This window comes from Paenibacillus sp. MER TA 81-3, from assembly GCF_023713585.1.
Classification (GTDB): Bacteria; Bacillota; Bacilli; order Paenibacillales; family Paenibacillaceae; genus Paenibacillus_B; species Paenibacillus_B profundus.
The window spans coordinates 282,663-301,738 of the sequence record NZ_JAMAWB010000006.1 but is presented as its reverse complement, the minus strand read 5'-3'; the positions used below and the strand labels follow the sequence as shown (position 1 = coordinate 301,738).

Here is a 19,076-nt window from a genome sequence, read left to right as displayed (position 1 = left end):
AGTAACTATGTCAGCACAAGGCCTGCATATTCGATAAGAGCCCCTCGTAGGTTCGCGTTGCATTGGAAAAGATCCAGCGGAATTGCCGGTTTCAGCAAAAATTCGCCGTTCTATTGGAAATTGTCCAATCAAATCCTGCACATTTCTGGTCCACAGCCGTTAAAGGGTCGAATCCATTGGACGTTTTCCAACCAAACATCTCGCATCGCCCCTAACCTCCCCAAACCATTGTATAGAATCCAATGGAATGAACAGGTACATTGGCTTTAATTCTTCTGCATAGATCCTTATGTATGGATTCCTACATGAGGCTTCTCTTGTATGGATTCTTCACGCAGCTTCATCATTCCCGTTGCCTGCAATGGAAAGCCCGGCCGCCGCATATCATCCTATGCAGCCCGCCGGGCCAGTCGCCGCCTCACAAACAGATGCGCGTGATTTCCGTTGCTTCTTATCAGTTGCTTTTTAGTAATTGCTTGTTACAGCTTTTTCAACGCTTCATAGTGTGCTTGAATCGTAAATTCCAAATCCTCATCTGTATGTACGGCCGATACGAACATGCCCTCGAATTGAGAAGGTGCAACGCTTACGCCTTCATCAAGCAGATGCTTGAAATAGCTGCGGAAGTGTTCCAAATCCGACGTGCGTGCCGAATCAAAATCGGTAACCTTCTGCTCCGTAAAGAATGGGCAGACCATCGAACCGACACGGTTGATCGTACATGGCACTCCAAGCTCGCGCGCATTGCGTGTAAAGCCTTCTTCAAGCTTCGCTCCCTTGCGTTCAAGCTCCTCATATACATCAGGCGTAAGGAGAGACAAGGTCGTATAGCCTGCTGCCATCGCAAGCGGATTGCCGCTTAGCGTACCCGCTTGGTAGATTGGGCCGCTTGGAGCAATTTGCTCCATGTATTCTCGTTTCCCGCCGTATGCACCGACTGGCAGACCGCCTCCGATCACTTTGCCGAAGCATGTAATATCCGGCGTCACGCCGAACCTGCCCTGCGCACTATTGTAATGCACACGGAACCCTGTCATCACTTCGTCAAAAATAAGCAAGCTGCCGTACTGCTCCGTAACCTCGCGCAGCCCTTCCAGAAATCCTGGCAGTGGAGGCACCACGCCCATGTTGCCTGCAATCGGTTCAACGATGACACAGGCCAGTTCCTCGCCATATCGTTCAAACGCGATTTTAACAGATTCCAAATCATTATAAGGGACCGTAATCGTGTTGCTTGCAACGCCTTCCGGAACCCCTGGGCTGTCCGGGAGACCAAGCGTGGCAACACCGGAACCCGCTTTAATGAGCAAGCTGTCAGCATGCCCGTGATAAGAGCCTTCGAACTTCAAAATTTTGCTGCGTTTCGTAATGCCTCGGGCGAGCCGCAAGGCGCTCATCGTCGCTTCCGTCCCGGAGTTGACCATCCGGACGATATCTACCGATGGCACTCGTTCGCACACCGTCTTCGCCATCAGCGTTTCGATTTCTGTCGGAGCGCCGAAGCTGGTTCCCTTGGCAGCCGTTTCTTGCACGGCCTGAATGACCGCGGGATGCGCATGCCCGAGAATAAGCGGGCCCCATGACCCCACATAATCAATGAACACATTGCCATCGATGTCATAAATTCGCGAACCTTCGCCTCGTTCGACATAGACCGGTGTAAGACCAACAGACTTAAATGCCCGCACCGGGCTATTTACTCCACCAGGTATGTATTTTTTCGCTTCTGCAAACGCTGCTTGGGAACGGCTGTCGCGGCGGATTGTTTTTTTTTCCGTCATGTTTAATCGCTCCTTCTATGTTTAATCATCATATCTATGATAAACTATTAAAAAATTGGAATGGACAAAAGAGGGAAAAGTCATGATTAATTTACTTAAACGTGTACCTTTGTTCGCTGATTTGACCGACGCGCAGCTTGAGATCGTATCTTCCATTACGTCCCGCCGCGAATATGATCCCCATACCATTTTGTTTCAACAAGGAGATCCGGGTCAAACCTTTTGCATCGTCGTTCGCGGCGCAGTGAAAGTGTATACTTCCAATAAGCAGGGCCAGCAGAAAATATTAGCGGTCTTCCAGGCTGGCGACAGCTTCGGCGAACTGGCGCTTATCGACGGCAAGCCGCGGTCCGCAACAGCAGAGACGTTGGAAGAGGATACGGTGCTGCTGACCGTTACATCGGAAAGCTTTCACCTATTGCTCCGCGCGCATTACGATATTGCGAAGCAAGTCATGGTTCAGCTGTGCAGCCGCCTTCGTGCAACGAACGGCCACGTGTACGACTTGACGTTTCTTGACGCGCCTAGCCGAGTCGTGAAATATATTGTTCGCATCGCTCAACAGCAGGGCGAACGGCGCGGTGACAGAATAATTATCCGCTCTGCCTTCGATCCGGACGCCATGTCCGGCCTGGCGGGTGTTCACCGCAACGTGCTCGAGCATGTCATACGTGATTTGGAACATCAACGCATCTTATTCTTGGGAGCGTCCGAATACTCACTCGACATCTCCAAGCTGTTCCAGAGTCCCTACATCAGTTAAAGGCAATCCGCTGAACGCAATTAGACAGCCTTCCTTCCCCAAAGCATCGTTATCGGGACAGGAAGGCTGTTATTTATTGTGTATCTGACAACCAGCGTGCGGCGTCCTTCGCAAAATACGTAATCACGATATCCGCTCCAGCTCGCTTCAATCCGACCAACAGTTCCATCGTTACAGCCTTCTCATCTATCCATCCGAGCTTGCTGGCTGCCTTGACCATGGAGTATTCACCGCTGACGTTGTACGCGACGATAGGAAGATCGAACTGATCCTTCAATACGCGGATGATGTCCATGTACGCCATCGCCGGCTTCACCATCAGCATATCCGCGCCCTCGATTACATCCTCCTCCGCTTCGCGCAGCGCTTCTCTTGCGTTGGCCGGATCCATTTGATATGTCTTGCGATCACCGAATTGCGGTGTCGAGTTCGCCGCGTCCCGGAACGGGCCATAAAATGCGGATGCGTATTTGACCGAATAAGACATAATCGGAATATCCGTGAAGCCCGCCTCGTCAAGCCCTGTACGAATGGCCTGCACAAAGCCGTCCATCATGTTCGAAGGCGCGATGATATCTGCTCCTGCTTGAGCTTGGGATACAGCGGTTTGAACCAAATATTGCAGCGACGCATCGTTGTCTACAACGCCCACCTGCTGACCGTTTACTTCGTGGACGTGAACCATGCCGCAATGGCCGTGATCTGTATACTGGCATAAGCATGTGTCAGCGATGACTAACAAATTAGGGTATTTCGCTTTAATTTGACGTGTCGCCTGCTGCACGATGCCATTCTCATCGAATGCAGAGCTGCCTACGGCGTCTTTCGTTGCCGGCACGCCGAACAGAACGACCGCAGGAATGCCTAGCGCAACGATCTCATCCACTTCGGCATCCAGATGATCGAGCGAGAAGTGGTATACCCCAGGCATCGAAGCGATCTCTTCCTTAATGTCAGTTCCAGTTGTTACGAATATTGGCATAATCAAATCGTGGACGGTTAATATCGTCTCCCGCACCATATTGCGCATTCCCGTCGAATTGCGCAAACGGCGCAAGCGTGTTGTTGGAAATTCCATGTTAGCACCCTCCCTGAACAGCTGTTGGCTCAAGCGCACAAATCGCTTCAACCAAGCCGTCTATCGTAGAATATTTCGCTACCGTATCCACTCGCAAGCCCGCTTCTCGAGCCGTACGCGCGGTCATCTCGCCAATGCAGGCCACTAGAGCATGATTCAGTCGTGCGACCGGATCCTGGACCCCCATATACCGAAGCGCAGCAAGCAGATTGGTTACGGTAGAGGAACTTGTAAACGTAATAATATGAATAGACTTCTCCTCGAGCATTTCCAGCAAATCAGGATCGTCCTGCTCGGGCAGCACCGTGACATACAGGTCGACCTCATCCACATGAAGCCCTTCCTCCTGCAGCGTTTCCTTCAACCAAGAACGTGACAGATCTCCCCGGGCAAGCAGCACGCGCTGTCCTGGATGTACAAGCGGCTTCAGCGCTTCCCATATACCTTCCTGGCTATACTGAGCGGCTGCAACATCCGGTTGAATGCCATATCCCTGCAGCGCCTCGGTCGTCTTCGGACCGACGGACACGATTCGTGTGCGGGCCCATTGCCGGATATCAGCCTGCTGCTCCTGCAAATGCTTGAACCAGTAATGTACGCCGTTCACACTCGTCAACACGAGCCAGTCGTACGTTTCTGCCTCCGCCATCGCACGGCGCAATGCTTGTCGCTGCGCCTCTGTCTCAGGCAGGCACGTCTCGATGACTGGGAACTCGTATGGCTCACCGCCCAAATCTTCGATGCGCCGCACGAGCTCGCTGGCTTGCGAACGGGCGCGTGTCACAAGAATACGGCGGCCGAACAGCGGACGTACTTCCGCCCATTGCAGTTGCTCACGTTCCCGTACAACGTCGCCGACGATGATGACCGCAGGAGCCTTGAAGCCCGCCCGCTCCACCTCATCGGCAATCGTGGCCAGCGTCCCTACTATCGTTGCTTGTTCCGCTCTTGTCCCCCAGCGTACAAGAGCTACCGGCGTATCCGGAGAGCGCCCATAGCGCAACAGTTGTTCCGTAATATAGCGCAGCTTCGCAACCCCCATCAAAAAGAGAAGCGTTCCTGCGGCCAGTGTAAGTTTATCCCATTCGATGAGTTCGTCCAGCTTATTCGGATTTTCATGTCCCGTTACGACGCAGAACGACGAAGCCCAATCCCGATGAGTAACGGGAATGCCCGCATAAGCCGGAACAGCGACAGCTGAAGTGACTCCCGGAACAATCTCGAACGATATGCCATGCGATCGAAGCAGTGCCGCTTCTTCGCCAACCCGCCCGAACACGCACGGGTCCCCGCCTTTCAACCGCGTGACAGTATACCCTTCCAATGCCAAGTCAACGAGCAGTTGATTGATGTCTTCCTGCTTCATCGCATGGCGATCCGGCAGCTTGCCGACGTATATCTTGCGTGCGCCTGCCTTTTTAAATTGCAGCAGGCGCGGTCCTGCGAGGCGATCATACACGATGACATCCGCCTCTTGTAAGCAGCGCATTCCCTTTACGGTAATGAGGCCTGCATCGCCTGGACCTGCGCCTACCAAGTATACTTTTCCCGTCTGACGAGGATGCTGCTCCACGGTCATCAACCTCTCTATAAGTGTGTGTTCAAAAAGTCACTTTTCAGCACCAAGATGTACAAGTTTTCGCAAGAAAACTACATTGGAAGCATCCTCGAAGGAGGTGTGGAGTTAAAAAGTTCGCGAAGCTCTTCGAGAATGAATGCATGATTCGTTGCCGAATCACATCTTGAGACGCTTCAGAATCAAAAGGGTCCTTTTTGAACTTCCTCTATAAGGATAACATCCGGTCTGCGCCCCGAGCGAGCAGCCGTTCCGCAACGGCTGTTCCGATTGCTTCGGGATGGTCGCCCTCCATCGTTTCTTTTATAATCTCGCCATCCTCTGCGGAACCGACCAGCCCTGTCAGCTGTATAGCTCCGCATATGCCTACGTTCGTCGCATAAGCGCCTATCGGCACTTGGCAGCCGCCGTTCAACCGGCCGAGAAATGCCCTTTCCGCACGCACGGTACGGGCAGTGTCCGCATCATGATATCGCTCAAGCAGTGAGCACACCTCTTCGTCGTCTTTGCGGCATTCAATGCCGAGAGCGCCCTGTCCAACCGCCGGGACACTTACTTCCTCGGGCAAATAAGAGCTAATGCGCTCCTGCCACCCCATGCGGTGAAGACCTGCTGCAGCTAGAACAATCGCATCGAATCCTTCCGTCTCCAGCTTCTTCAGTCGTGTATCGATGTTGCCGCGCAGCGGTTCAATCTGCAGATCGGGACGATACGCTTGAAGTTGGCAAGAACGCCGCAAGCTGCTCGTTCCCACCTTTGCTCCCAACGGCAAATCATCCAGCGTCTGGCCAGATTTCATAATTAAGCAATCCCGCGGATCTTCCCGTTTCGGAATCGCTCCTACCATCAAACCTTCCGGCTGTTCCCACGGCATATCTTTCATGCTATGTACGGCCATATCAATTTCTTTATCTAATAAAGCCTGCTCGATTTCCTTGACGAACAAGCCCTTGCCTCCAACTTTGGACAGGGTAACATCCAGAATCCGGTCACCTTTTGTTACAATTTTGCGTATTTCAAATTGGAACGGCAAGTTCGCCGTCTCGCATATGTCTTCCAAAGCCGCTATGACGTGTCCCGTCTGTGTCAAAGCAAGCGCGCTCTGCCTCGTTCCTACGATAATCGTGCGCATCTCCACTTCCTCCTCGCTTACCTATGTGAACTATTGAAATCTTGTATCCAAGTGCTCCACACTGGCAAAGGCTCCCCTAGTTCATGAGCATGCCAGCATCGATCCGCATACTGCCGCAGCACTTGATGGCGGGCTTTGGCATCGATGAAAGACGACTGTGCTTCGTGCCTTGCTTGCAGCAAATGTTCAGCAAGCTCTGCAAGGCCTTCGTCCATCAGAATGGACAGCTTGTGCATCAAAAGTCGGGTTAGCGTAGGACTGGCGCCGCCAGTCGAAACGGCAACCTGCACCGCTCCCTGTTGCAAAACGCCGGGATTGGCAAAATCGCTTAGTTCTGGCGCGTGCGACAAGTTCACAAGCGCGCCATCGCGTCGCGCGTCTGCAGCCACCCGCTCATTCACACCAGCGCAATCGGTAAGCGCAAAGACGAGCAATGCGCCTTCCGTATCCCCGCATGCATACTCCCGCTCCAGATGAACAACATTCCCTTCCTGCACCAAACGCCGAAGCTCGGGAGTCAACGTCGGACTGACTACCGTCACTTCGGCGCCGCTTGCAATTAAATAACGTATTTTCCGTGCTGCCACATTGCCTCCGCCGACGATTACACACCGCCGTCCTGCTAACGTGAGCATCATCGGGTAATAAGGCATATGTGTCATGACTTACACTCCCATCCAACGGTGAAACGTCGATAAGGAATTTAAGCTGAAGTTCAGCACCATAGCGGCATAACATCCTAAATTCCACAACGCAAGCCTAAATCCTGTCGACAATTCGCGCGAACGCGTCACAAAATAAAAACTGTATAATATTAGTGCAAACAGTGTCAGCCATATTTTCAAATCGAAGAGCAGCTCTGTCCGGTTGCCGAGCAGCACAGCGCCTATTGCCACGGACAAAGACATCAGAAACAGCGGAATGCCAATGACAGCTGCGCCGTACGATAACCGCTCCATTTTCTCGAGACTTGGCAGCCGACGGACCGCGTCAGACCATTGCTTCGCCTTCAACTTATGATGCAAAAATAAGTACATGCCCGCAAATACCGCTCCGACCGTCAGCGCGGCGAAGCCGCATGCCGCAAGCGCAATGTGGAACGAGAGCAGATTACGCATCATTTCCCATTCCTTCATGGCCGTCGGCATTGTCGGATCATTCAGCATATTGACGAGAAGCAAAGCGAACCCGATTAAGTTTACGAAAAATACTATGAATTCAATATGAAAAAAACGACTTATAATCAATGAGACCGTTACAAGCAGCCATGAAAACAAGAGCATGAATTCAAAGCTGCTAAATACAGGCACATCCTGATGCCTTACCATGCGCACGGCCATAAAAACCGTTTGCAACACCCAAACAAAAATAAGAAACCCTGTGCCCATCCGCTTCGCTTTCCGATTCATGCCTACGACATCGGAAAAATAAAACAGAAGGCTCAGGGCATATGTGTAAATAATCGCATCGTAAATCCAACTATTCGTCACCATGTGAGCCTGCCGCCTCCCGTCGTCCTCCGCTTACCATGTGACGGCTGCCCAAGATAACGCAGGCTTGGCCCGCTCCGGGTCAGATTCCGTCTCGCGCGATGCTTTGCCGGTAGTATGCTGCACTTTACGTGCCTCTGCGCTGGAAGGAGTACCTTCCGGCTCTTCCAATGCGAATATTTGCGAGAAGAAACGCAGCGCATCTTCCCCGTCCTTCTCTGCGGCCAGCTCTTTAATTTGTAATATCGGATCATGCATCATCTGATTCAGCATGCTCTTGGTCAAGCGGCGTATAAGCTTCTCTTCCCGCTCAGACATATCTGGCAGCTTGTTGAACAAGCTCTCAATCGTTTCTTGATGAATGCGCTCGGCTTTGCTTTGCAGCGCGCGAATGACCGGGGTGATACCTAGCATTTTGAGCCATTGATGGAAAGCTTCCAGTTCATCCGCAATAAGCGCCTCAATCTTAGCCGCTTCCTTGCGCCGGATCGCCAGATTGCTTTCGACAATCCCTTCCAAATCGTCGATGTCGTACAGGAAGACATTCGACACTTCCCCTATACTCGGATCCAGGTCCCGTGGCACCGCAATATCGATAAGAAAGAGCGGGCGTGATTTGCGATTCTTCATGACGTGCTCCACCTCGGCGGCAGATAAAATATATTCCTTGGCCCCGGTAGAACTGATGACGATATCCGCATCACGCAGGAGATGGCCCACGTTGTCGAGCGTTCCGGCTCGTCCGTTGAATTGCTTGGCCAACTGTTCTGCGCGCTCAAGCGTTCGATTCGCAACCATAACTTCAGCCGCTCCGTTGGCGTACAGATGCTTAACCGTCAATTCGCTCATTTTCCCGGCGCCCAAAATGAGCACCTTCTTCCCATGAAATGATCCGAAGATGCGCTTGCCGAGCTCTACGGCAGCATAGCTTACCGACACGGCATTGTCGTTAATGTTCGTCTCCGCATGGGCGCGCTTCGCAAGCGTAATCGCTTGCTTGAACAAGGTATTGAACCATGTTCCTGTAGTCCCTTGCTTCTGTGCGAACAAAAAAGCGCTCCTGATCTGGCCAAGAATTTGCGTTTCTCCAATTACCATGGAATCCAAGCCAGACGTGACTCGGAACAAATGCTCAACGGCCTGATCATTTTCAAATATATAAAGGTAAGGCGTAAATTGCTGTCTAGGAATGTCAAACCATTGTTCCATAAAGCTGCGGATGAAGTAACCGCACATATGCAGCCGATCCACTACGACATAGAGCTCCGTTCGGTTGCATGTAGACACCATGACGCACTCAAGCACGCTCTTCGTCTGTCTCAGTTGTAAAAGCGCCTCTTGCCAATCGCTTTCGGGAAGAGCGAACTTCTCCCGAATCTCCACAGGCGCCGTACGATAGTTCATGCCGACGACGACGATGTGCATTCGTTTCACCTGCTTTATCGAAATTTAGTACATTATCAGTTGATAATCATTATAACATGAATCGACACGATCACACGTTCGTTATTTGAAAATATTATGAAATGCATGTCAAAATTTAGTCTGTGCTTGAACAACGCACCTTATACTACCATTCCCATTCTTTAAAGTCATCTTAATTTTCTAAGATCAACCTATTTGAATTACGGCTTTAAATAACGATCCAAGGCCGAGATAAGCTGCTGCTCCACCGACTGCAGCTCGTCATTTTTCGATGAAATAATTTGTCCGCTTGCATTGAACAGATGGGCATAGCTCTCATACATCGTTGCAATGTGGTCCGCGGCGTTCCCCAATATTTCTTTCTCGGTATCCGTTAGCTGCCGTTCTCCGCTCATTTGCAGCACCGTCACGAATTCGACGAATTGACTCAATCCGGCTAATGACGTCAGCTTCTTCGCACCAACCGCTTTCACCAGCCTCTCATGGGTATACACGGTCGAATAGGCAACCAACTTCACTTTATTCAAAGGAGTGGCTGTATCGTAGCGCTTCGCTTCTTGCATCGATCCGTTCAACAGGTTCATTTGAAAATGGGCAACTTCATACAGCATAATCATCGGATTTTCTGTGCTAGAATGCGGCTGCAGCAGACCATACAACTGGTAGGCAGGCCATATTAGCAAAATAAACAGCAGCACCGGCAGGACTGCACCCGCACGAAATCGCTTCGGTCTCATCATATTCTCCTATCTAGAGATTTTTTAGAGGTAAACTCGCACTTATATATGCTATGGGGGAGCAGATGGACAAATAACCATGGATACGAGTATCCACGGTTATTACACAGTTATTGTACGATTTTGTGTCTACAGTACTGGTTGTATTAAGTTGCTGGATAAATAAAAAAAGCCCGCTCAACTGCTTCTTACAGCAGGTTGAGCGGGCTTGGCTGCCATTTATACCAACTCGGATACTTTCACATCCGGAGTAACTACTTGCAATTCACCTAATCCGCGCACTAATTTCTTAGCGAACGTTCTCTCCGGTTTCAATACAGAGACCAGGTAATCAATGGCCAGTTGCGGGTCTACCGTTTCTCCGCAAGTATAACAATCGATTGCTGCAAATCCACGTTCAGGATATGTGTGGATTGAAAGATGACTTTCAGACAACATGACAAGAACCGTTGCTCCTTGTGGTTCAAACTGTTTGGATTGAACGGACAAGACGGTTGCACCACACGCTTCAGCGGCTTCTACTAATTGCGTTTGAAGAAATTCAGCATTGTTCAACAAATCGAAGTCGACTCCCCACGTGTCAACAGCAACGTGTCTTCCGAAAGTTGAGTATTCCATCTTTCGGTTCCCCCTTCCTAGGAATAAAATGTTGGAAAAAAAATTTCATCCGCTAGGACCTACGTCATTCACTTCTCGAGGGAATAATCTCTCGCAACAGGCTATGTCCTGAGTGAATCCTGGTTCCTATATTGTTTTCAACGAGATTAAAAATAACATCTTATACTCATAAATGCAACCCTTTTTTGAAATTCATTCGTTTAATTAAATGCAGACCTCACTTTTAAACGCACAATACTATATGGCCTATGAGCTTGTTAGGTTCACCATATACAGAAGCCGCTTTGTAATCGATGCTTGCCGCGTCTTTCCCAGCTTAGGATTTCGTTTTGTTTCGGAGACTCATCCGACTGCAACCTCCTCAAATTGGATTCGTGTGCCTCAAGCTGGCTAATGGCAGGCGCTTGGCAGCCCCCATTCCTGACTTTTACCGCAGAGATGACGCCCATGCTGGGCGTACGAAAAAAAGCACCCAAAGCTTAAGCTTTGGGTGCTTTTATCCACGATTATGAATTAACGTTTAGGCTTCCAGCATAAACAATTGGTGAGCCATGCGGCTAAGTTCTGAATCGATATGATGGAGCGTTTCCGGCTTGCGCGACCGATTCCGTTCATCCAGCAGTACGTTGATGTGACTTTGAACGGAAGCAATACGCAGTTCTACGCTATCATTGCTGTACAGCTTCTGCAAGCTGCGAACCGTATCCTTATGTTCGAAAACAACACGAGACTGGCCTTGCTTATGCTCAACAATCTTACGTACAGCCCCGTCTTCATAATAATAAGTCATCGTAAATCCATAAAAAATCCGATTGACTACCGCTTCGCCACGGAAAGTGGCCACAAGTTTATGCATCACTTGCGTCAATTTCGGATGAACCAAGCGGCAAGACGTTACACAGACATACCGATTGCCTTGTTTCTCGAACAGGAAAGTAATCTCATCACCCTGACCGTCCTCAAGAACCACCTCTTGATTACCGTTTTCCAATACTTTTACTCGCCACACCGTACATTGTAGTGCGAGCGACTGCAAAAATCGGGTCAACTGAGCTTCTGTCAACTGTATACTGGCTTTCACATATTCTGTGGCTAACCGCCGAGCCATAAAAAATCTCCTCAATTCTTTTTTCATACCTGAATTCTTACTCATATTATACTACATGCAAAAAATGAATTCCTGTTCACCAGCCGCCAAATTATTGAGGATTTCTTAAAAAAACGGATTGAGGCCGAAGCAAGCGCATATTTTACAACGGATCCTCACTAAATAACCATTACATCCCCATCTCGCGCTAACATCTAACATTTTCTATAAAATTACAAATCACCCGAAATGCATAATTATGCATTTCCATCCGGTTCTTCGTCGATTTCATTGTTCTCATCGAGACGCGTATGCTTCACGATCATGTCCCACAATTCCTCTCTGCCTTGACCCGTCTCTGCCGAGAACAAGACACACGGAATGTCTGGTCTGAGACCAAGTGTGCTTCTCACTTGCTTGATGTGCTTTTGCCAATGATTTTTCGAAATCTTATCAGCCTTCGTCGCGACAACGCACACTGGCACGCCATAGTGCGTCAGCCAGTCATACATCGTACAATCGTCAGCCGTCGGCGGGTGGCGCAGATCAATGACGAGCAGAACAAGACGGAGCGTATCGCGATCTTGGAAATATGCTTCAATCATGCGTCCCCAAGCTGCGCGCTGCTGCTTAGATACACGGGCATACCCGTAACCTGGTACGTCGACAAAATAAATATCTTCATTAATACGATAATAATTGAGCTGCTGCGTTTTTCCTGGCTGCGAACTGGTTCGCGCCAAATTTTTCCGCATAATCATACGGTTGATTAACGATGATTTCCCTACATTGGACCGTCCGGCAAGACCGATCTCTGGAAGTCCGTCATCCGGATATTGAGCAGGACCAACAGCGCTAATAATAAATTCTGCATTCGTAATTTTCATGTTATTATAACCTCACCTTTACCCTCTTAACATCCATTGTACACGAAAACAGCGCCGAGTAGAAACCGGAATGCCATCGCCGACTGCTATGGATGCACTCATATTGGTTGAGCCTTCTGTCATTTTTGCTGGCTGGTATGAATCACTCATCTTGGATGCCTTTGCTCCACTCTCCCCTTGCATCAGAAACACCCTCCATCGTATCCCACTCCCAGCACATCCCCATTTGTCCTCAGCATAATAACCTGATCATGCGCTGATCGAAATTGCTACTCGTATCTGCTTTACATAATCGCTTTTACACAAACGGACCGTCTGAGTGGCTGCCATTGGAAAATGTACAGTCATATTCTATATTTCATACAAAAATCTTTGTTCCATTGGAAATCGTCCATTCAAATCATCGTTTTTCCGGTTCAGCAACCATTTACAACAGATTCTAGTGGAGATTTCCAATGAATCACCATGCTATCAGCTATAACAACGACGGTTCATTGGACAATATCCAATGGGCAGCCCATTTTTAAATTTTGCCGTCAAACCACTGCAAAAAAAAGAAGCGGACGCATTGCAACCGCGCCCGCTTCCGTAACAAACATATGCTTATTGCAGCGGCGGCTGCTCCAAAAGAGCATGCTGCAGCACTTCGTCCATATGAGATACCGGTATAAAGCTCAACTCTTCACGAACGCTTTCCGGTATATCATCCAAATCGCGTTCATTGTCTTGAGGAAAAATGACCGTCTTAATGCCTGCGCGCAGCGCAGCCAGCGACTTCTCCTTCAATCCGCCGATCGGCAGCACACGACCGCGCAGCGTAATCTCTCCGGTCATGGCCACATCCTTCGAGACATAACGGTTCGTCAAAGCAGAGACGAGCGCCGTGGCCATCGTAATGCCCGCGGAAGGACCATCCTTCGGTATTGCGCCTTCCGGTACGTGCACGTGTATGTCCGACTTCTCATGAAAACCCGGCTCCAACTGCCACTGCTCCGCCTTCGAGCGAATATAGCTGAACGCCGCCTGCGCAGACTCCTTCATGACATCACCAAGCTTGCCGGTCAACAGCAGCTTGCCGGAACCAGGCACGACGGTCACTTCGATATTCAGCGTGTCGCCGCCAACCTCCGTCCAGGCGAGACCGGTAACCGTCCCGACTTGATTATCGGTTTCCGCGAGACCATAGCGGTATCTTGCCACACCTAAATATTCGGATAACTCGTCTGAATGAATGATGACTTGTTCCAGCTGTTCGGAGACGATGCGCTTCGCCGCCTTACGGCACAGCGCAGCCAACTGCTGCTCCAGCTGACGGACGCCGGCTTCACGGGTATATTCGCGAATGACGCGCTCAATGCACGCTTCGTCTACCGACACCTGCTCCTCCGTAAGTCCGTGCTCCCGCTTCTGCTTCGGAAGCAAATGACGCTTGGCTATTTCCAGCTTCTCCAGCTCCGTGTACCCTGAAATGGACAACAGCTCCATCCGATCCAGGAGCGGGCGCGGAATGTTATGCACTGCATTGGCAGTCGTCACAAACATGACGCGAGATAGATCGACCGGCAGCTCAACGAAATGATCGCTGAACGTGTTGTTCTGCTCTGGATCCAGCACCTCCAAGAGAGCGGAGGCCGGATCCCCGCGAAAATCAGCTGCCATCTTATCGATTTCATCAAGCAGCATAACCGGATTCATCGTGCCTGCCGTCTTCAATGCTTGAACGATACGTCCCGGTAGTGCACCGACGTACGTGCGGCGATGACCGCGAATTTCCGCTTCGTCCCGCACACCGCCAAGCGAAATACGAACAAATTGGCGCCCCAATGATTTCGCTATAGAACGGGCGAGCGACGTCTTCCCGACACCCGGCGGTCCGACTAAACATAGAATAGGCCCCTTCATCCGCTTAACTAGCTGCTGAACGGCCAAATATTCAAGTACACGTTCCTTCGGCTTATCCAGTCCATAATGGTCCGCTTCCAATATAGACTCCGCCTTATGCAAGTCCAAATCATCTTCCGTCAGCTTGGACCATGGAATCATGAATAGCCAATCGATATAGTTGCGGATGACCGCACCTTCCGCCGATGTAGGCGGCATCTTCTCCAAACGATCGATTTCTTTTTTGATTCTTTCACGTACTTTATCCGAAGCTTCCAGCTCTTTCAGTTGCGCTCGAAGCTCGTCCACTTCACCCGCGCGTCCTTCTTTATCGCCGAGCTCTTTCTGAATTGCCTTCATCTGCTCACGCAAATAGTATTCCTTCTGCGTCTTCTCCATCTGCTTCTTCACACGCTGGTTGATCTGCTTCTCCAGTTCAAGCACTTCGCTCTCATTATTAAGCATTAGAAGAAGCTTATTCAGACGTTCGGCCGTATTGACGGTCTCAAGCAGCTCTTGCTTGTCTTTCATCTTGAGTGGGAGATGGCTTGCAATGACATCTGCAAACCTCCCTGGCTCTGTAATATCGGATACGGAAGCGAGCGTTTCGGGTGTTACCTTTTTGGACATATGCACATAACTCTCAAATTGAGATAACACCGTCCGCATCAACGCTTCTGTCTCCGAAGACGTCATTTCGGCTTCTTCCTCCAACAAGCGTACGTTTACCTCATAAAATTCGTCATTCGGCACATAATCGATAGCCTCTGCCCGGTCCACACCTTCCACCAGCACGCGAATCGTACTGTTCGGCAGACGGAGCATCTGACGAACCTTCGCTACTGTCCCGATGCGAAATATATCCTCTTGAGAAGGCTCCTCAATGCTTACCTCCGATTGCGTACACAAGAGCAGCATTTGGTCTCCCATCATCGCATGTTCGAGCGCTTTTATTGATTTGTCGCGCCCTACATCGAGATGAAGCACCATGCTCGGGTACACGAGCAATCCTCTAAGCGGAAGAAGAGGCAGTCGTCGTCCCTTCGTATGTTTAAGCCCCATCGTTCGGCACCCCCATGGTTTACCTTATCTTATACACATGTAAGCAACATTTTATCAAATGTTCACATAAAACACCAATGTGCTGGACTTAAGCGAAACCATTTGGTTCGGAATGCTTCGTATTGTCTGAGGCTTCCGCATGCATAAGCGGCATCGCTGCGCCCGAAGTCCGTTCGAACGGCTTCGTCATTTGCAGCGGGTCTTCCTGCATGTGGCTGCCAAAGGAATGAGCGAATGCTTCATCCACATGCTCAATAGGAATCACTTGTAGTCCACCCAGGTCTGCGAAGATTTCCTGCCAATTCTCCTTAGGGATAAGTACCCGTGTCGCGCCAGCCTGAAATGCGGCCTCTACCTTAGCCAGCACGCCGCCTACTGGCTTGATGCGACCGTGTATGCTCATTTCTCCAGTCATCGCCAGCTTGTTGTCCACCGGCCACTGATTAAGTGCCGAAGCGATGGCAACCGCCATGGCCATTCCGGCCGACGGCCCATCGACAGGTGAACCGCCCGGGAAATTGATGTGCAGATCGTAATTGGCCGTCTCATAGCCTAAGCTGCGCAGCACTGTAAGGACGTTCTCCACTGAGCCTTTCGCCATGCTCTTCCGGCGCAAGGTTCGGCTTCCGCCGCCTAACTCCTCTTCATCCACCGCACCGGTAACTGTATACTTCCCGTGGCCATTCTTCACCCGGATCGCGCTCACTTCGATTTCAAGCAGGGCCCCCATACTCGGGCCGTATACGGCAAGGCCATTAACAAGACCCACTTGCGGCTCTGCAGGCACTTTACGGTCCGGTCGCGGAGCAATTTGACTGCAGTTCGCTACCCATTCCACATCTGCAGCCTCGATAGCAGATCGTCCTTCTGACATGGCAAGACCTGCGGCCAATTGCACGATATTGACCGCTTCCCGGCCATTCGTAGCATACTTTTTGACCATATCGACCGCTTCTTTCGAGGGCGGGAACCCGATCTTGCGCACTGCATGATCCGCAATGGATTCAATCTCATCCGGCAGGAGCGGACGGAAATAAATCTCCATACAGCGCGAACGAAGCGCCGGAGACAGATCCTGAGGGGACCTCGTTGTTGCTCCAACCAGTCGGAAGTCTGCTGGCAGACCATTTTGAAAAATATCATGAATATACGTCGGAATGTTCGAATCCTCGGAATTGTAATAAGCGCTCTCGAGGAACACCTTCCGATCTTCGAGCACTTTCAGCAGCTTGTTCATCTGTATCGGATGAAGCTCACCGATTTCATCGATGAAGAGCATACCGCCATGCGCCTTGGTCACTGCTCCCGGCTTCGGCTGCGGGATACCGGCGACTCCCATTGCGCCAGCTCCTTGATAAATCGGATCATGCACCGAACCAATTAATGGATCGGCGATGCCCCGTTCATCGAAGCGAGCGGTCGTCGCATCAATTTCCGTAAATTTCGATTCCATCGTAAAAGGGGAGCTCGGATTTTTCTTCGCTTCCTCCAACACAACACGTGCTGCCGCTGTCTTGCCCACCCCCGGTGGACCGTAAACAATGACATGCTGTGGGTTCGAGCTGCATAACGCGGCCTTCAACGCCTTCAGGCCATCACGCTGCCCGACGATATCGTTCATTGTCGTCGGTCTCGTCTTTTCCGCTAGCGGTTTCGTTAATGAAATGGATCGCAGCCTGCGCAATTTGTCCATTTCCTTCTTCGACTCGCGATCAACTGCGGAGCGGTTACCTTTCTGACTGCGGAGCAAATTCCAGAAATAAATGCCGATTACAACGGCAAAAAACGCGTTGATTAGCATCAATATTACACTTAAGTTCATCGTTCCATCCTCCCGTGACGCCTATTTCAGGCACAAAAAATCCGGCAAAGTTTAATACTTGGTAGTATTGCCCTTTGCCGGATGCATTATAAGTTTGTTTTAGTCAGAGTTTAAATTTCGTTCCCAACATTCGGCATGCTTTAATCCAGGAACCGAATCCGCATAAAATACGGGCTCTTCGCCAAGCTTGCGCTGCCGCATATAATCCTTCAATGCCGCAAACGCCACTTTTCCCAGAAGCATGATGACAATCAGGTTGATGAACGCCATGAAACCCATGAACAGGTCGGCCAAGTTCCATACGAACGTAAGCTTGGCGATGGAGCCAAACAACACCATTCCTACGACCCCAAGACGATAAGCGAGCAACCAGCCCTTTTTCTTCGTAATGAACTCGATATTGCTCTGCCCGTAATAATAATTTCCGATAAGCGAAGTGAACGCAAACAAAAAGATAGCTAAGCCAACGAACATGTGCGCCCAATCCCCGACCTGCGAAGCAAGCGCATATTGCGTCAATCTGATTCCATCCAGTTCCCCAGTCGCGGAGACGCCTGAAAACAGAATAATGAATGCCGTCGCCGAACAGACGAGCAGCGTATCGACGAACACGCCGAACGATTGAACCAAGCCTTGCTTAACCGGATGCGTAACATGAGCGGTCGCCGCGGCATTCGGAGCGCTCCCCATCCCGGCCTCGTTCGAGAACAAGCCGCGTTTGATCCCGTTCATAACGGCGGCTCCGATTCCCCCTGCTGCCGCTTCCTGAAATCCGAATGCACTCTTTACAATGGAAGCGAACACACCCGGAATGGCGTCAAAATTGATGACCATGACGAACAATGCGATCGCAATATAAGCAAGCGCCATAATCGGCACGATTGTAGCCGATACTTTCGCGATTCTCTGCACGCCGCCGAATATCGTCGGAACGACAAGCACCGCAAGAATGATCCCCATATAGAGAGGATCCAGGTTGAACATATCCTGAAACGCAGCACTTACGGTATTCGCCTGTACGGAGTTAAACACAAATCCGAAACTGAACGTGATAAGAATGGCGAACACGATGCCAAGCCAGCGCGCATTGAGCGCCTTTTCCATATAGTAAGCCGGACCTCCGCGGAAATGCTTGCCGTCGCGCACCTTGTATACCTGTGCCAGCGTCGATTCTACGAATCCGGAGGCGGCTCCGATGAGCGCAATGGCCCACATCCAGAACACAGCCCCCGGACCCCCGAGCGAGATGGCGAGGGCTACCCCTGCCAAATTGCCCGTACCTACACGGGAAGCCGTGCTCATCGCAAACGCTTGGAAAGAGGATACGCCCTTCTCCTGGCCACTCGTCTTTTTGGTATCGCGTCCCAACATGATGCGGAATGTTTCTTTTATCGCCGAAAGCTGAACGAATCTCGTTCGCAACGAAAAATAAAGTCCTGCGGCAATTAATATAAAAATGAGCATGAAGTACCATAGATCATTAAAGTATCCAATCGAGTCTTGGATTTTTTCAATCATATACCGCACCCTTTCTGATTGTATATCTGCTAGCTGATTTGCGATATGTTAAGTTTACTAACACGCAACAAGAATGATTGTAACTTAAATTAATGCTGATAGCAAAATGTTTTTTATCATAATGTTATTTGTGATAAATTTTTCCTTTTATCAATCGACACCTATTGTTTTATTCCGTCAAATATTGTCTTTTTTCGCTTCCAATTTTCTATACTTCAT

15 protein-coding genes are annotated in these 19,076 nt (G+C 50.2%); 1 reads left to right on the top strand and 14 read right to left on the bottom strand.

Features of this window, described 5'->3' with window-relative positions:
- Positions 1–479: 479 nt before the first annotated feature.
- Positions 480–1,781 carry a glutamate-1-semialdehyde 2,1-aminomutase gene (gene hemL, locus M3650_RS10920; RefSeq protein ID WP_251574634.1) on the bottom strand — a complete coding sequence of 434 codons (1,302 nt, stop codon included), beginning with the start codon at positions 1,779–1,781 and terminating at the stop codon, positions 480–482.
- Between the two features lie 82 nt (positions 1,782–1,863).
- On the opposite strand from hemL, the gene M3650_RS10915 reads away from it, so the two are divergent.
- A complete protein-coding gene (locus tag M3650_RS10915; protein WP_019422382.1) occupies positions 1,864–2,544 on the top strand; it encodes a Crp/Fnr family transcriptional regulator in 681 nt (226 codons plus the stop codon).
- A gap of 73 nt (positions 2,545–2,617) precedes the next feature.
- On the opposite strand, the gene hemB is transcribed toward M3650_RS10915, so the two are convergent.
- From hemB to M3650_RS10850, 13 genes are all read right to left on the bottom strand, one after another.
- Positions 2,618–3,622 (bottom strand): porphobilinogen synthase, encoded by a 1,005-nt coding sequence (hemB, locus tag M3650_RS10910; RefSeq protein ID WP_251574632.1) that lies wholly within the window; start codon positions 3,620–3,622, stop codon positions 2,618–2,620.
- Position 3,623: 1 nt separating this feature from the next.
- The gene (gene cobA, locus M3650_RS10905) at positions 3,624–5,201 is read right to left on the bottom strand and encodes a uroporphyrinogen-III C-methyltransferase (protein ID WP_251574682.1); all 1,578 of its coding nucleotides are present in this window, start codon (positions 5,199–5,201) and stop codon (positions 3,624–3,626) included.
- A gap of 205 nt (positions 5,202–5,406) precedes the next feature.
- Entirely contained in the window at positions 5,407–6,330 is a 924-nt protein-coding gene (hemC, locus tag M3650_RS10900; RefSeq protein WP_251574629.1) for a hydroxymethylbilane synthase, read from the bottom strand.
- A 17-nt stretch (positions 6,331–6,347) separates the two neighbouring features.
- Positions 6,348–6,992 (bottom strand): precorrin-2 dehydrogenase/sirohydrochlorin ferrochelatase family protein, encoded by a 645-nt coding sequence (locus M3650_RS10895; protein WP_251574626.1) that lies wholly within the window; start codon positions 6,990–6,992, stop codon positions 6,348–6,350.
- Positions 6,993–6,995: 3 nt separating this feature from the next.
- Positions 6,996–7,823, bottom strand: coding sequence for a cytochrome c biogenesis protein CcsA (ccsA, locus tag M3650_RS10890; protein WP_251574625.1), 828 nt, complete (start codon positions 7,821–7,823; stop codon positions 6,996–6,998).
- A 30-nt stretch (positions 7,824–7,853) separates the two neighbouring features.
- Complete coding sequence (gene hemA, locus M3650_RS10885; RefSeq protein WP_251574680.1) at positions 7,854–9,245, bottom strand: glutamyl-tRNA reductase; 1,392 nt, start codon at positions 9,243–9,245, stop codon at positions 7,854–7,856.
- Between the two features lie 200 nt (positions 9,246–9,445).
- Positions 9,446–9,982: an S-adenosylmethionine decarboxylase gene (locus M3650_RS10880; RefSeq protein ID WP_251574623.1), complete on the bottom strand. Its 537-nt coding sequence runs from the start codon at positions 9,980–9,982 to the stop codon at positions 9,446–9,448.
- A gap of 219 nt (positions 9,983–10,201) precedes the next feature.
- On the bottom strand, positions 10,202–10,600 hold the full coding sequence (speD, locus tag M3650_RS10875) for an adenosylmethionine decarboxylase (protein WP_019422390.1): 399 nt from the start codon (positions 10,598–10,600) through the stop codon (positions 10,202–10,204).
- A 520-nt stretch (positions 10,601–11,120) separates the two neighbouring features.
- Positions 11,121–11,708, bottom strand: coding sequence for a hypothetical protein (locus M3650_RS10870; protein ID WP_019422391.1), 588 nt, complete (start codon positions 11,706–11,708; stop codon positions 11,121–11,123).
- 236 nt (positions 11,709–11,944) lie between these two features.
- Complete coding sequence (yihA, locus tag M3650_RS10865) at positions 11,945–12,574, bottom strand: ribosome biogenesis GTP-binding protein YihA/YsxC (RefSeq protein WP_251574622.1); 630 nt, start codon at positions 12,572–12,574, stop codon at positions 11,945–11,947.
- A gap of 603 nt (positions 12,575–13,177) precedes the next feature.
- Positions 13,178–15,517, bottom strand: a complete 2,340-nt coding sequence (gene lon / locus M3650_RS10860; RefSeq protein WP_019422394.1) for an endopeptidase La — start codon at positions 15,515–15,517, stop codon at positions 13,178–13,180.
- Between the two features lie 88 nt (positions 15,518–15,605).
- On the bottom strand, positions 15,606–17,339 hold the full coding sequence (lonB, locus tag M3650_RS10855; RefSeq protein WP_019422395.1) for an ATP-dependent protease LonB: 1,734 nt from the start codon (positions 17,337–17,339) through the stop codon (positions 15,606–15,608).
- Positions 17,340–17,438: 99 nt separating this feature from the next.
- Positions 17,439–18,857: an alanine/glycine:cation symporter family protein gene (locus tag M3650_RS10850; RefSeq protein ID WP_019422396.1), complete on the bottom strand. Its 1,419-nt coding sequence runs from the start codon at positions 18,855–18,857 to the stop codon at positions 17,439–17,441.
- Between the last annotated feature and the right edge of the window lie 219 nt (positions 18,858–19,076).